The organism is Terrabacter sp. C0L_2 (assembly GCF_036352015.1).
GTDB lineage: Bacteria > Actinomycetota > Actinomycetes > Actinomycetales > Dermatophilaceae > Terrabacter > Terrabacter tumescens.
Window position 1 is genome coordinate 3,653,884 of record NZ_CP143557.1, and the last position, 14,078, is coordinate 3,667,961.

The 14,078-nt window shown below is 70.8% G+C and carries 10 protein-coding genes; 5 read left to right on the forward strand and 5 right to left on the reverse strand.

Going from position 1 to position 14,078, the window contains the following annotated elements; all coding sequences use genetic code 11:
- Positions 1 to 224: 224 nt before the first annotated feature.
- From U5C87_RS16830 to U5C87_RS16840, 3 genes are all read left to right on the forward strand, one after another.
- Positions 225 to 668, forward strand: a complete 444-nt coding sequence (locus U5C87_RS16830) for a DUF1810 domain-containing protein (RefSeq protein ID WP_330473647.1) — start codon at positions 225 to 227, stop codon at positions 666 to 668.
- Positions 665 to 2,140: an MFS transporter gene (locus U5C87_RS16835; protein WP_330473648.1), complete on the forward strand. Its 1,476-nt coding sequence runs from the start codon at positions 665 to 667 to the stop codon at positions 2,138 to 2,140. Before U5C87_RS16830 ends, U5C87_RS16835 begins: the two co-directional genes overlap by 4 nt.
- A gap of 144 nt (positions 2,141 to 2,284) precedes the next feature.
- On the forward strand, positions 2,285 to 3,325 hold the full coding sequence (locus U5C87_RS16840) for a peptidoglycan-binding domain-containing protein (RefSeq protein WP_330473649.1): 1,041 nt from the start codon (positions 2,285 to 2,287) through the stop codon (positions 3,323 to 3,325).
- Positions 3,326 to 3,406: 81 nt separating this feature from the next.
- Here U5C87_RS16840 and U5C87_RS16845 read toward each other — a convergent pair whose 3' ends face one another.
- The 4 genes from U5C87_RS16845 to U5C87_RS16860 all read right to left on the reverse strand — a co-directional run bounded on the left by U5C87_RS16845 (position 3,407) and on the right by U5C87_RS16860 (position 11,580).
- Positions 3,407 to 4,675 carry an MFS transporter gene (locus U5C87_RS16845; RefSeq protein WP_330473650.1) on the reverse strand — a complete coding sequence of 423 codons (1,269 nt, stop codon included), beginning with the start codon at positions 4,673 to 4,675 and terminating at the stop codon, positions 3,407 to 3,409.
- A complete protein-coding gene (locus tag U5C87_RS16850) occupies positions 4,672 to 7,704 on the reverse strand; it encodes a bifunctional [glutamine synthetase] adenylyltransferase/[glutamine synthetase]-adenylyl-L-tyrosine phosphorylase (protein WP_330473651.1) in 3,033 nt (1,010 codons plus the stop codon). The genes U5C87_RS16845 and U5C87_RS16850 overlap by 4 nt, the downstream gene beginning before the upstream one ends.
- 50 nt (positions 7,705 to 7,754) lie before the next feature.
- Positions 7,755 to 9,092, reverse strand: coding sequence for a glutamine synthetase family protein (locus tag U5C87_RS16855; protein ID WP_330473652.1), 1,338 nt, complete (start codon positions 9,090 to 9,092; stop codon positions 7,755 to 7,757).
- Positions 9,093 to 9,258: 166 nt separating this feature from the next.
- Entirely contained in the window at positions 9,259 to 11,580 is a 2,322-nt protein-coding gene (locus U5C87_RS16860; protein ID WP_330473653.1) for an immune inhibitor A domain-containing protein, read from the reverse strand.
- A 244-nt stretch (positions 11,581 to 11,824) separates the two neighbouring features.
- Between U5C87_RS16860 and panB the strand changes: the two genes are divergently transcribed.
- Complete coding sequence (gene panB, locus U5C87_RS16865) at positions 11,825 to 12,718, forward strand: 3-methyl-2-oxobutanoate hydroxymethyltransferase (protein ID WP_330473654.1); 894 nt, start codon at positions 11,825 to 11,827, stop codon at positions 12,716 to 12,718.
- Between the two features lie 90 nt (positions 12,719 to 12,808).
- Here panB and U5C87_RS16870 read toward each other — a convergent pair whose 3' ends face one another.
- Positions 12,809 to 13,027: a methionine aminopeptidase gene (locus U5C87_RS16870; protein ID WP_330473655.1), complete on the reverse strand. Its 219-nt coding sequence runs from the start codon at positions 13,025 to 13,027 to the stop codon at positions 12,809 to 12,811.
- 112 nt (positions 13,028 to 13,139) lie between these two features.
- Here U5C87_RS16870 and map point away from each other — a divergent pair, with 112 nt between their 5' ends.
- Complete coding sequence (gene map, locus U5C87_RS16875) at positions 13,140 to 14,024, forward strand: type I methionyl aminopeptidase (RefSeq protein ID WP_330473656.1); 885 nt, start codon at positions 13,140 to 13,142, stop codon at positions 14,022 to 14,024.
- Positions 14,025 to 14,078: the final 54 nt, after the last annotated feature.

Here is a 14,078-nt window from a genome sequence, read left to right on the forward strand (position 1 = left end):
AGACTCAGCGACCTCTGAGCGGAGCGCAGCGGAGCCAGAGGTCGAACATCAGACTCGGCGACCTCTGAGCGGAGCGCAGCGGAGCGACATCCGACGGAGCGACAGCTCTGTGACAGCCCGGAACGCGGGTCCCGACACCGGGGCCCGCGTTCCGCGCGTCCGGCAGCGGTGCGGCTGTCGAGGGTTTCGTCGGGTCGCGACCCACGTCGGGTACGTCATTGAGCATGACCGAGAACTCCCCCGACCTCGAGCGGTTCGTGCGCGCCCAGGATGCAGGCGGCACCTACGCGTCCGCGCTGGCCGAGCTGAGGGCCGGGTCCAAGCGCGGTCACTGGATGTGGTTCGTCTTCCCGCAGGTGGCGGGTCTCGGACGCAGCGAGACAGCGAGGGCGTATGCCGTGTCGGGCCTCCCCGAGGCACGCGCCTACCTGCGCCATCCCGTTCTCGGACCCCGCCTCCGTGAGTGTGCGCAGGCGCTGGACGGCCTCGACACCAGCGACCCGGTCGAGGTGCTCGGCTCCATCGACGCGACGAAGCTGCGCTCGTCGATGACGCTCTTCGAGCGAGCAGCGGACGACCCTGCCGACGCCGAGCCCTTCGCGCGCGTGCTCGAGCACTTCTTCGGTGGCCGCCGCGACGACGCCACGACCGGGATCCTCGGCTCGTGACCGTGGAGCGCGCCGACCGCGACACCGGCACCAGAGACTCCGCCCCGGTCACGGATACTGCCGACAGTCCGGACCCGCGACGGTGGAAGGCCCTGTGGGTCTGCCTCGTCGCCGGCTTCATGACGCTCCTCGACGTCAGCATCGTCAACGTCGCCCTGCCCTCGATCCAGTCCGGGGTGCAGGCCACGCCGAGCGACCTGCAGTGGGTCGTGTCCGGCTATGCCCTCGCCTTCGGCCTCACCCTCGTGCCCTCCGGCCGCATCGGCGACGTCCTGGGCAGGCGAACCGTCTTCGTCGTCGGTGTCGTGCTCTTCGGACTCGCCAGCCTCGCCTGCGGACTCGCGCCCGGCAGCGCCCTGCTCGTCGTGGCAAGGCTCGTGCAGGGGGCCGCCGGCGGCATCCTCAACCCCCAGGTCTCCGGCCTGATCCAGCAGCTCTTCCGGGGCGCCGAACGCGGGCGCGCCTTCGGCCTGCTCGGCGCGACGATCGGGATCTCGACGGCCGTGGGGCCCGTCGTCGGGGGCCTCATCCTCGACGGCCTCGGCGAGCAGACCGGCTGGCGGTGGATCTTCTTCGTCAACCTCCCGATCGCCGCGGCGGCGGTGGTGCTGGCGATGCGCTGGCTGCCCGACCCGCCGGAGCGCGACCGCACCCGGCGCATCGACGGCGACCCCGTCGGCGTGGTGCTGCTGGGCGCCGGTGTGCTCGGCATCCTGCTGCCCGTCGTGGAGAGCGGACGTGGCGGTGCGAGCGTCCCGTGGTGGGTCTCCGTCGTCGGGCTGGCCTTCCTCGTCGGCTTCCTCGCGTGGGAGCGGGCCTACACCCGCCGCGGCCGGAGCCCACTCGTCGACCTCGCGCTCTTCCAGGTACCCGGCTACGCGTCAGGGGCTGCGGTCGGCACGATCTACTTCGCCGGCTTCACCGGCATCTTCTTCGTGCTGACGATCTTCTTCCAGCAGCAGCTGGGCTACACGCCGTTGCTCGCGGGTCTCGCGGTCACCCCGTTCGCGGCCGGCTCGGCCGTGACCTCGACGATCGGAGGCCGCCTCGTCAGCCGCTTCGAACGGTCGCTCGTCACCGTCGGGCTCAGCATCGTCCTCGTCGGCATCATCGCCGTCGACGTCGTCCTCGGCACCGTCCACGGCTCCTCGCTCGGCTGGTGGCTCGCCGGCCCCCTCCTCGTCGCCGGCATCGGCAGCGGCCTCGTCATCTCCCCCAACATCACCCTGACCGTCGACCGGGTGCCCGTCGAGCGGGCTGGCACCGCGGGTGGTCTGCTCCAGACCGGCCAGCGCATCGGCACGGCTGCCGGGATCGCACTCGTGGGCGCGGTCTTCTACTCCGGAGCCGCCTCCGGACAGGGGCTCCAAGCCTCCGCGGCCCTGCGGGTCGCGGCGGTGCTCGTCGCCGTCGCGCTCCTGGCCAGCGCCCTCGACCTCCGGGGTCGGCGCCGGCGCGCACGAGACGCCTGACGGCATACGTCCAGCACGACACGCCGGTCGCAGCGAACCGGTTTCGTCAAACGGCTGCGCCGAAAAGGGACAAAAGGTTTGAATCGAACCGTCATCGGCGCTCCGGTCGGTGGCCTCGCCTCACGACCGTGTCTGGAAGTTCCGATGAAGCCAACCTCAGCGACTCCCCCTCCCGGAGGCACCAGAGCCCTCGGAGCCCTCCGGGGCCTCGGAGCCCTCCGGGGCTTCGGGCGCCTCGGCCTCGTGCTGTCCGTCCTCGCCTCTCTCGTGCTCCTGCCGGCCGCCGCGCCGAGCGCCTCCGCGGGCGGCGTCCCGGTCCCCGCCACGCCCACCGGCCTGCCCGCCGCCATCGAGGGGCTCTCGCCCTACGTGCCGCCGACCGGGTGCGACCTGCGCACGCGCACGGGCTCGCTCAAGCTCGCCCAGCTCATCCAGGCGACGTATGCCAACACCTACGGACTGTCGCGTCCCTGCACCTCGGCGCTCACCCCGTCCTCGGAGCACTTCGACGGCCGGGCCGTCGACACCTTCTTCAACGTGCGCAACGCCACCCAGCGAGCGCAGGCCACCGCCTTGATCAGCTGGCTGCTCAGCACCGACAAGGCCGGCAACCCCTACGCGAACGCCCGTCGCCTCGGCGTCATGTACATCATCTGGAACAACAAGATGTGGAGCTCCTACCGCCCCGCCGAGGGGTGGCGTCCCTACAGCACCTGCGCGACGACGCCGTCCACGTCCTACGACACGGCGTGCCACCGCAACCACATCCACCTCAGCCTCTCGTGGGAGGGCGCCAACGGCCGGACCTCGTTCTGGACCAAGGCGGTCGCCCCGGTCGACTGGGGCCCCTGTCGCCCCGCCGACCTCAACTGGTCGTCCGGCAACGCTGCCCCCAACGCCCGGCCCTGCCCGCGCTACGCCACCGTCAAGGCGCCCTCCGGTGCCAGCGCGCTGCTCAAGGAGCTCGTGCCGCGGTCCGGGATGGTGCTGCGCCCCGGCATGAAGGGCCCGGCCGTGACGATCCTGCAGAAGGCTGTCGGGGTCTCGCCCGCGACCGGCACCTTCGGCTCCACGACGACCAGCCGCGTCAAGGCCTGGCAGAGCAAGCACGGTCTCCCGGCCAGCGGCGTCATGTACTCGCCGACGTGGCGGGCGCTGCTGGCCGCCAACGGCATGCGTCGCTGACCCACCACGTCCACCACCACCGTCGCCGAGGCCCACGGGCCTCGGCGACCATGTTCGTGTGACGTGCCTGCTGCGCGACGGTCAGGCGGCGCGGGAGGACGTCGCGGCATACGCGTGGTCCACGGCCGTGCGCACGCGGCGGTGCGGCCACGTGGCGGCGACGACCATGATGAGGGCCAGGCAGACGGCGGCACAGACCGCGACGCCCTGGTGGGCACTCGTGTGCTGGCCGACCCAGCCCGCAGCCAGGAACGACAGTCCGGCCGCCGCGATGGACACGCTGCCGGCGAGGCTGAAAATACGGCCCCGGAGGGCGGGCTCGGTGACAAGCGCGAAGGTCGCCTGCAGCGGGACCATGAACGCCTGGAGCATGCCCGAGACGAAGAAGAGCGCCGCGACAACCCAGATCGGCGGGTGCAGCGCGGTCGCGAGCAGCGGCAGCGGCATGAGCAGGGCCAGCGGCACGATCGACTGGTTCTGCTGGTGCACGTCGCGCCGGCCGACGACGAGGATGCCGACGACGGCCCCGATGATCGGCGCGGCCATGAGCGCTCCGCCCCAGCCGTTGCGGCCCGCGATCGGGATGGCGAGGGCCTCGGGGGCCGCGATGCCGAGGCTGGCCACGGCGCTCAACGTGACGAGGCGCGCGAGGACCGGGTGACGGGCGAGGTCGCCCGCGGCGGTGGAGAGGTCGCGGACGAATCCACGCAAGCCCTTGCCGCGCTCCCCGGTGACCGGCCGCAGCGGCACGACGAAGAGGATGACGAGAGCCGCGACGACGAACGTGAGCAGGTCGAGGAGCAGCCCGGTCTCGGCGCCGACGAGCGCGACGAGCCCGCCACCGACCGCCAGACCGATGGCCTGGTTGAACTGCTCCGACATGGCACCCAGCCCCACGGCACGTGCGTAGAGGTGACGGTCCTCGAAGAGGTCGGTGAGCAGCACCATGTTGGACGCCGTCGAGGCACCACCGACGAGCTCGAGCGCGAAGAGGACGAGGAAGATCAGCCACAACGTGGAGGTCGTGAAGACGAGCCACATGATGACGAGCACGCACGCCGCCCGGACGAGGTGGGACCAGATGAGGACCCACTTGTAGGGGAAGCGGTCGACGATGGGACCCACGAGGCTGCGTCCGAAGAAGGTCGGCACGAGGCTGACGGCGAGGGTCGTCGCCGTCGCGAGCGGCGACCTCGTCCGCTCGTAGACCACGGCCGCGACCGTGACGCGGGCGATGTAGTCGCCCCACATCGACAGCGCGTTGGCCAGGAAGATCGGGAGGTAGCGCGGCACCCGGAGAACGGCGCCGTACGTCGGCACACTGCCGGCCTGGCCCTCGCTCCGAATCACGGGACGACGCTACCCCGAGGTGGGGACTCGTAAAAGTTGAAATCAGTGGCGTGGCGCGAGCGCCGCGCCACCCGGCGCCACAGCTCGGCCAAGGCCGCTCCCTCACCGGCGGAACGGCCCATGATGCGCCCGATCCCGTCGAGGTCGCGCAGGTCCGACGGGACACTGTCGATGGCCCTGCCGCGCCACAGCACACCGGCGTTGCGCATGAGCGCACCGAGGCGCCAGGCCTCCCGGAGAGCGGTGGCATCCTCCACCGAGACGAGGCCCTCCTCGCTCAGTGCCGCGAGGCCCGCCATGGTGCCGGTCACCCGGAGCGCCGGACGCTCGTGCGCGTGCCGGAGCTGGTGCAGCTGCACGACCCACTCGACGTCGGTGAGGCCGCCACGACCGAGCTTGAGGTGGGTCCGGGGGTCGGCGCCCCGAGGCAGGCGCTCGCTCTCGACCCGAGCCTTGAGGGTGCGGATGTCGCGCACCTGGCTCTCGCTGATGCCGCCCTCGGGCCACCGCAGCGGGTCGATGAGTGCGAGGAAGGCGTCGGCCAGCTCCTGCGGTCCCGCGATCGGGGTGGCCCGCAGCAGGGCCTGGAACTCCCACGTGAGGGCCCAGCGCTCGTAGTAGGTGCGGAACGAGTCGACGCTGCGCACCAGCGGGCCGGCCTTGCCCTCGGGGCGCAGGTCGGCGTCGAGGCCGAGACCGGGGTCGGGTCCGGACCCGGAGAGGAGCTTGCGCAGCTCCTGGACGACCATCGTCGCGAGGGTCTGGACGTCCTGCTCCGAGGAGCCGGGGTGCGGCTGGTGGACGAACATGACGTCGGCGTCCGAGGCGTAGCCGAGCTCCCGGCCGCCGAGGCTGCCCATGGCGACGACGAGGATGTCGCCCCCGACGGGGCGGCCCTCGCGCCGCTCCACCTCCTGGGTGGCGACCTCGAGCGCGACCTGGATCGTCGCGCCCGTGAGGTCGGTCAGGGCCTGGCCGACCCCGGCCAGGTCGATGACCCCCACGAGATCACCCATGACGATGCGGAGCAGCTCGTGGCGCCGGATCGCGCGGATCGCGGCCACAGCATCGGCGGCCGAGTCGCGCCGACCGGCCGCGGACTGCATCCTCGCGGTGATCGTGTCACGGCTCCGAGGCGTCAGTCCGTTGTCGTCGCCGAGGATCGAGACGCTCTCCGGGGAGCGCACGAGCAGGTCGGCGGCATAGCGGCTGCGAGCCAGGCAGTGCGCGAGCCGGTCGGCGGCACGGCCCTCGTCGCGAAGCATCTTGAGGTACCAGTGCGTCGTGCCGAGCCCGTCGGAGACACGACGGAACGACAGCAGTCCGGCGTCGGGGTCGGCCTCGTCGGCGAACCACCCGAGCATGACCGGGAGCAGGGTGCGCTGGATCGCGGCGCGGCGGCTGACACCGGTCGTCAGGGCCTCGATGTGGCGCATGGCGCCGGCCGGGTCGCGGAAGCCGAGCGCGAGCAGGCGCTGCTGCGCCGCCTCCGGGCTGAGCCGAGCCTCGGTGGGGCTGAGCTTGGCGGCGGCCGCGAGCAGCGGCCGGTAGAAGAGGCGCTCGTGCAGCCGGCGCACCTCGCGGGCGGCGGCCTGCCGGTCGGCGACGACGGCGCGTTCCGGGTGCGTGCGGTGGCCCATGGCGCGACCGAGCCGGCGCAGGTCGGCCTCGGCCACCGGCATGAGGTGCGTGCGCCGGAGACGGTGCAGCTGGATGCGGTGCTCCAGGCAGCGCAGGTGGCGGTACGCCCGGTCGAGCACGGCGGCGTCCTCGCGTCCGACGTAGCCGCCACGGGCGAGGGCTGAGAGCGCCTCGAGCGTCGTCGCGGAGCGCAGGCTGGGGTCGGTGCGCCCGTGCACGAGCTGGAGCAGCTGGACGCTGAACTCGACGTCGCGCAGGCCGCCCGGGCCGAGCTTGAGCTGGCGGGCCGCCTCGTTGGCCGGGACGTGCTGCTCGACCCGCCGGCGCATCGCCTGCACGTCCTCGACGAAGTGGTCGCGCCCGGCGGCCTCCCACACCATCGGCGAGATCTCGGCCTTGTAGCGCAGCCCGATCTCCTTGTCCCCTGCGGAGACCCACGCCTTGAGGAGGGCCTGGAACTCCCACGTCTTGGCCCAGCGCTCGTAGTAGGCCTTGTGGCTGTTGATGGTGCGCACGAGCGGCCCCTGCTTGCCCTCGGGTCGCAGCGCCGCGTCGACGGGCCAGAGGCTGCCCTCCGGGGTCGGCGTCGAGCAGGCCCGCATGGTCGCTGTTGCGAGGGCGGTGCCGACGCGCAGGGCGGTCTCCTCGTCGGCGCCGTCGGCCGGCTCGACGACGAAGATGACGTCCACGTCGCTGACGTAGTTGAGCTCGCCGCCGCCGGTCTTGCCCATCCCGATGATCGCGAGCCGACAGGCCTCGTGGCCGTCGCCGTACTCCTCGCGGGCGATGACGAGCGCGGCCTCGAGGGCGGCCTCGGCCAGCTCGGCCAGGGCCTCGCCGACCGCCGGCATCTCGGCGAGCGGGTCTGCGGCAGTGACGTCGAGGGCGGCGATGCGCAGCAGCCCACGCCGGTAGGCGATCCGCAGGGCGTCGTGCGCCGTGTGGTCCCCGCGGCCCTCACCCACGGCGTCGACGAGATCGGTGCGCACCTGGTCACCCGGGCGCCGCTCCGCGCGGGCGGCGTCGACCCAGTGCTCCGGGTGGCGGACCAGCTCGTCGACGAGGGCGCTCGAGGCGCCGAGCACGCCCAGGACGCGCTCACGCCCGACGCCCGGCGCGGCGAGCTCGGTCGCGAACGCCGTGATCCCCCAGCCCGGGTCGTCCGCGAGCCGAGCGAGCGACTCCGCGACCCGCACGAGGCCCAGCAGGCACTGGTCGGGGTCGGCGGTCTCCGCCATGACGCCGGCGATCTCGTCGAGCTGACCGTCGGCCACGGCGGCCCGGATCGGCAGCAGCGCCCGGTCGTCGACGAGACCGACGGCTCGGTCGGGGTCGGCGAAGCCGAGCCGGGCGAGAGCGCCCTCGGTCGTGCTGGTGCGTGATGACATGAGTGCCGGACCGTCGAATCGCCAGGTGTGAGTGGGTGTTTCGCGCTCCGTCAGAGACGGGGCAGGTAGCGCTCGAGCTCGAAGCGGGTGACCTCGTGGCGGTAGTCGAGCCATTCCTGACGCTTGTTGCGCAGGAAGAAGTCGAAGACGTGCTCGCCGAGGATGTCGGCGACGAGCTCACTCTCCTCCATGACCTCGAGCGCGCGGCCCAACGAGGACGGCAGCGGCTTGATGCCCATGGCGCGGCGCTCGGAGTCGGTGAGGCTCCAGACGTCGTCCTCGGTCTCGGGCGGCAGCTTGTAGCCCTCCTCGATGCCCTTGAGCCCGGCGCCGAGGAGCACCGCGAACGCGAGGTAGGGGTTGCAGGCCGAGTCGAGCGAGCGGACCTCGACGCGGGTGGACTGGCCCTTGTTGGGCTTGTGCATCGGGACCCGGACGAGGGCGGACCGGTTGTTGTGCCCCCACGTCAGGTGGGCCGGCGCCTCTCCCCCGCCCCAGAGGCGCTTGTAGGAGTTGACCCACTGGTTGGTGACGGCGGCGATCTCGGCCCCGTGCCGCAGCAGGCCGGCGATGAACTGACGGCCGACCTTGCTCAGCTGGTAGGGCGCTCCCGCCTCGAAGAAGGCGTTGGAGTCGCCCTCGAAGAGCGAGAGGTGCGTGTGCATGCCGGACCCCGGGTGCTCCGAGAACGGCTTGGGCATGAACGTCGCGTAGATGCCCTGGCTCAGGGCGACCTCCTTGACGACCGTGCGGAAGGTCTGGATGTTGTCGGCCGTGCTCAGCGCGTCGGCGTAGCGCAGGTCGATCTCGTTCTGGCCGGGTGCACCCTCGTGGTGGCTGAACTCGACCGAGATCCCCATGTTCTCGAGCATCGTGATCGCGGCCCGGCGGAAGTCGTGGCCGGTGCCGTGCGGCACGTGGTCGAAGTAGCCGGCGTCGTCGACCGGGATCGGGCGTCCCTGCGCGTCGCGGCCCTGCTCGAGGAGGAAGAACTCGATCTCGGGGTGGGTGTAGAAGGTGAAGCCGAGGTCGGCAGCCTTGCCGAGGGCTCGCTGCAGCACGTGCCGCGGGTCGGCGAAGCTCGGCGTGCCGTCGGGCAGCTGGAGGTCGCAGAACATCCGGGCGGTGCCGGGCGGGTCGCCGCGCCACGGAAGGATCTGGAAGGTCGACGGGTCGGGCTTGGCGAGCATGTCGGCCTCGTAGACGCGGGCGAAGCCCTCGATGGCCGAACCGTCGAAGCCGATGCCCTCCGCGAAGGCCCCCTCGAGCTCGGCCGGGGCCACGGCCACGGACTTGAGGGTGCCGAGCACGTCCGTGAACCACAGACGGACGAAGCGGATGTCGCGCTCTTCGATCGTGCGCAGCACGAACTCTTCCTGACGGTTCATGTCTCGATCCTGCCGCATGGCTGTTTCACGGATGTTGCGACACACGATCCTCGGGACGGCAGGTGCGTCGTCAACGGGGTCGTATGCCGTGTGGTGCGCGTGCGAAGGGCCCCCGGGAGGTGTCCCGGGGGCCCTTCGGTCTCATGACGCGGACGTCAGTCGGAGGTCACTTGAAGGCGACCTTGACCTGCAGCTCGTTGCCGCCGTCACGGGTCTTGGTGACCGTCATCGTCGTGCCCGAACCGGCCACCTTGGTGGAGCCGAGCGGGTTCTTGGCCGACCAGTAGCGGTCGACGACCGAGTCGTCGAACGTCGGGATCGCCGGCTGCGACGGGACGACCGTCTCGACACCGTTGCGGTGGAAGGTGACCGCGTCGGTCCGCTCCTGGCCGAAGGTCGCGTCGAACGGCTGACGGCGGTTGCCGAGCATCGTCTGCGGACCCGTGGCGTTGTTGAGCATGACCGGCGCCGGGCGGGCGTCGACCGGGAGCACCTGACCGCCACCGGGGTGGTCGATGGTGTTGTTGTCGCCGTACTCACCGTTGGCGAACCAGACGAGCATGCCGTTCTGGTAGGGGAAGCGCTCCACCCAGTCGGGCCTGCTGTTGCCCCAGCCGAAGTTGTACGGACCGGTCTTCAGCGTCGCGTCGTAGCCGCTGTAGACGCGGTTCTCGGCGAGGTAGAAGTCCTGGACCTTCTTGGACGACGTGCCGTCGATGATCGAGAAGCCCTTGGCCGTCCAGGCACCTGCACCCGACTCGACGTCGTCGACCGGGCCGGCGACGCCGTCCGTGGTCACGCTGACGTCGTCCACGAAGGCCTCGCTCGAGACGCCGCCGTCGGTGGCGACGCGGAAGCGGAACAGGACGCTCTGGCCCTTGTAGGCCGAGAGGTCCCACGACTTCTGGGTCCAGCCGAAGACGTCGTTGACGGGCGTCCCGATCTGGGTCCAGTTGGCGCCGTTGTCGGTGGAGACCTCGGCGTACATGTAGTCGTAGTCCTTCTCCAGGTTGCCCTGGACCCAGGCGTTGACCGACGCGGACGTCTTGGCACCGGTGAGGTCGACCGTGCGCGAGAGGGTCGAGTTCAGGTTGTCGCCGAACCCGCTCCACCACTCGGCCTTGCCGGAGTGGGGCGTGTTGCGCTCGGAGGTCACCGTGCGCTCGGGCAGCGGCACGATGAGGGCCTGCACCGAGCCGCTCTTGGTGGCGAGGTCGGCCTGGCTGAGCTTGACCGAGGTGTCCTCACCGAACGGCACGACCTTGTGGTCGAGCCAGCCGAGCTGGAGCTTCTCCCACGGGCCCATGTAGCCGGGCGTCGTGCCGATCGAGCCCTTGCCGCGGTTGAGCCACGAGCCGCCGCTCATGAGCGTCCAGAAGGCGGTGCTGTTGTCTCCGCCGTTGGTGTCGTAGAGGTCGGGCAGGCCGAGGTCGTGACCGAACTCGTGCGCGAACACGCCGAGGCCGCCGTTCTCGGGCTCGGTCGTGTAGTCACCGATCCACATGCCGGAGCTGCCGAGCGGCACGCCACCGAGCTTGTTGAAGTCGGGGCCGGTCTTGCCGGCGTCGGTGGAGAAGGCGTACCAGCGGTGCGACCAGATGGCGTTGACGCCCTGCGCACCACCGCCGGCCTCCTCGCCCTCGCCGGCGTGGATCGCCTGGAAGTGGTCGATGTAGCCGTCGGGCTCGTTGAAGTCGCCGTCGCCGTCGTAGTCGTAGCGGTCGACCTTGTCGAACTGCGCGAGGTACGTCTTGATGTCGGCGTCGCTCTTGCCGGCCGCCTTCTGCGCGTTGTACCAGGCCGTCGCGGTGTCCTTGACGTAGTTCCAGTAGCCGTCGGCGTTGTTCTTGGCGCCGTAGCGGGCCTCGTTGTAGGGGACGGTCACCCAGTCGGAGACGTCACCCTTGGCGAGGAAGCGGCCGTTGGACTGCTTGAGGTAGAAGTCCTTGAAGGACTCACCGTTGCCGAACATCATCTCCAGGTAGTGGTCCCGGTTGAAGTCCTTGGTCCAGTACGTCGAGTTGTCGTCGGTGCTGTTGCCGTCCCAGTTGCGGTCCGGCGAGGCGATCTGGTTGTGCACCGGACCGGGGGTCGTGTCGAACGGGGACTTCGTCTGCGTGCCGAAGTCCGTGAGGATCGTGAAGATGTCCTCCTCACGGTTCACCGGGTAGTTGACGTACCGGGACTTGCCCGGCTTGCCGTCCTTGCCCTTGCCCTTGACCTCGATGACGCGGTTGCCGTTGATGGTCTTGGTCGTGGCCTCGCCCTTGAGGAGCTTGGCGACGGCGTCCTTGCGCTCGGCGCTCTGGGCCTCGGCGAGGGGGTTGGGCAGGTTGTCCGGCCGAGAGGCCTGCGCGGCCGCGGGGTCACCGCTCACCGGGGCCTTGGCGACGGGCGTTGCCTGAGCCTGCATCGGGGCGGTGAGGCCGGTGACGACGAGCGCCCCAACGGCCAACCCCGAGACAGCGCTCCAATGGCGCTTGTTCACGTTCTGTCCTCCTGGTCACAAGGCGCCGTGATCCGGCACCTCGCGTATAACAGCACAGATCACAGACAATGTGGCGTCCAGTCACAGGCAAATCGAAAAAACTTGTGCCGTAAGGCAGTTCGTCGCCAAGAACGTAAAATCTTCGTAAAGGAGTGGGTGCCAGGTCTTGGCTAACCCGCCCCGGTCGTATACGGGTCCCACCCGTCACAGACCGGGCTCTCGGGCTCACCGATATGCTCCCCGGATGAGCACAGACGCTCCCGAGGAGCAGAGTCCCTACGGTGCCGGCAGCAGGGGTGCGCAGGCCCCCACCCCGGCGGAGGGCGGCGCTCCGTCACCCCGCAAGGTGCGCATCCCCCACCTGCACGCCATGAAGGCCGAGGGTCGCAGGTGGGCGATGCTCACGGCATACGACATGTATGCCGCCCAGATCTTCGACGAGGCGGGCATCCCCGTCCTGCTCGTCGGCGACTCGGCCGGCAACAACGTCTACGGCTACGAGACGACCGTCCCCGTGACGCTCGAGGAGATGATCCCGCTCGTACGGGCCGTGTCCTCGGCCGCGCGCCGCGCCCTCGTCGTGGCCGACCTGCCGTTCGGCTCCTACGGCGCCTCCGTCGAGCAGGGCTTCGCCAGCGCCGTCCGCCTCATGAAGGAGGGCCTCGCCCACGCCGTGAAGCTCGAGGGGGGCACCGCGATGGTCCCCCTCGTCAAGACGCTCACCGACGCCGGCATCCCCGTCATGGCCCACGTCGGCTTCACGCCGCAGAGCGAGCACCAGCTCGGGGGCTACCGGGTGCAGGGCCGCGGTGACGCCGCCGACGCCCTCGTCGACGAGGCGCGCGCCCTGCAGGACGCCGGGGCCTTCGCCGTGGTGCTCGAGATGGTGCCGGCACCCGTCGCCGCCCGCGTCACCGAGGTGCTGAGCATCCCGACGATCGGGATCGGCGCGGGCAACGGCACCGACGCCCAGGTGCTCGTGTGGAGCGACTTCGCCGGCCTGCGCACCGGCAAGGCCCCGCGCTTCGTCAAGAAGTACGCCGACCTGCGCGGCACCCTGCTCGACGCCGCACGGGCGTATGCCGCGGACGTCGAGTCGGGCGCCTTCCCCGACGCCGAGCACTCGTTCGAGTCCTGACGCGCCGGCGCCCGTCCGGTCCGAGGAGGACCGCACGGGCGCCGTGGGCGTGTGGGCCGGAACGTCCTCGATCAGGACCGGCCGTCGGGCTCAGGCGTCGCCGTCACCCGACGCCGCCCCGGACCCCGTGGCCCCGCGCTCGTTCCAGTCGCGGTCCTCGGAGTCCCACTGCTCCGTCTTCTTGTGGGCGGTGTCGAGCGCTGCCCGCGCCTCCGCCTCGGTGGCGTACGGGCCGAGCACCTGCTCGCCACGGCTGCGGTTGTCATCGGTCTCGACCTGACCCGTGTCGACGTTGTACCAGAAGCTCACGTGCGCACTCCTTCTCTCCTCGGACTCTTGCCACTTCACCGTCGGAGCGGACGGGTCCGCGTCGTGAACGCCACGCGTGGACGCCACCCGCCGACGACCTAGACTCCACCGTATGCCGTTGCTCCAGCCGCGGGTGTCGCCACACCCCCTCAGTCCGCGCCGACCGGTGCCCGCCTCGATCGAACGGCCGCACTACGTCGACGTGCCCAACCCGCGCGAGGACGGCGACGTGCGGATCAAGGACGCCGAGACCATCGAGAAGATGCGGATCGCCTCGCGCATCGCCGCGACGGCCATGGTCGAGGCCTCCAAGGCCATCGCTCCCGGCGTCACGACCGACGCGCTCGACGCCGTCGCCCACGAGTACATGCTCGACCACGGCGCCTACCCCTCGCCGCTCGGCTACAAGGGCTTCCCCAAGTCGGTGTGCACGAGCGTCAACGAGGTCATCTGCCACGGCATCCCCGACGCGCGCCCCCTCGAGGACGGCGACATCGTCAACATCGACGTCACGGCCTACATCCACGGCGTGCACGGCGACACCGACGCGACCTACCTCGTCGGCGACGTCGACGAGGAGTCCCGGCTGCTCGTCGAGCGCACCCACGAGGCCATGATGCGCGGCATCCGCGCGGCCCGGCCCGGCCGCGAGATCAACGTCATCGGCCGCGTCATCGAGAGCTATGCCAAGCGCTTCGGCTACGGCGTCGTGCGCGACTTCACCGGCCACGGTATCGGCCTCGAGTTCCACTCCGGCCTCATCGTCCCGCACTACGACGCCGCGCCGCACTACGAGACGGTGATCGAGCCGGGCATGACGTTCACCATCGAGCCGATGCTCAACCTCGGCACCCACGAGTGGGACATGTGGGACGACCGCTGGACCGTCGTCACCCGCGACCACAAGCGCTCGGCCCAGTTCGAGCACACCATCGTCATCACCGACGACGGCAACGAGATCCTGACCCTTCCCGAGGAAGGCGCAGGCGCCGCCTGAGCCGTCCTGCTGCGCGGGGACTCACGCGCACCCCGCACTCGCACCACCAGCACC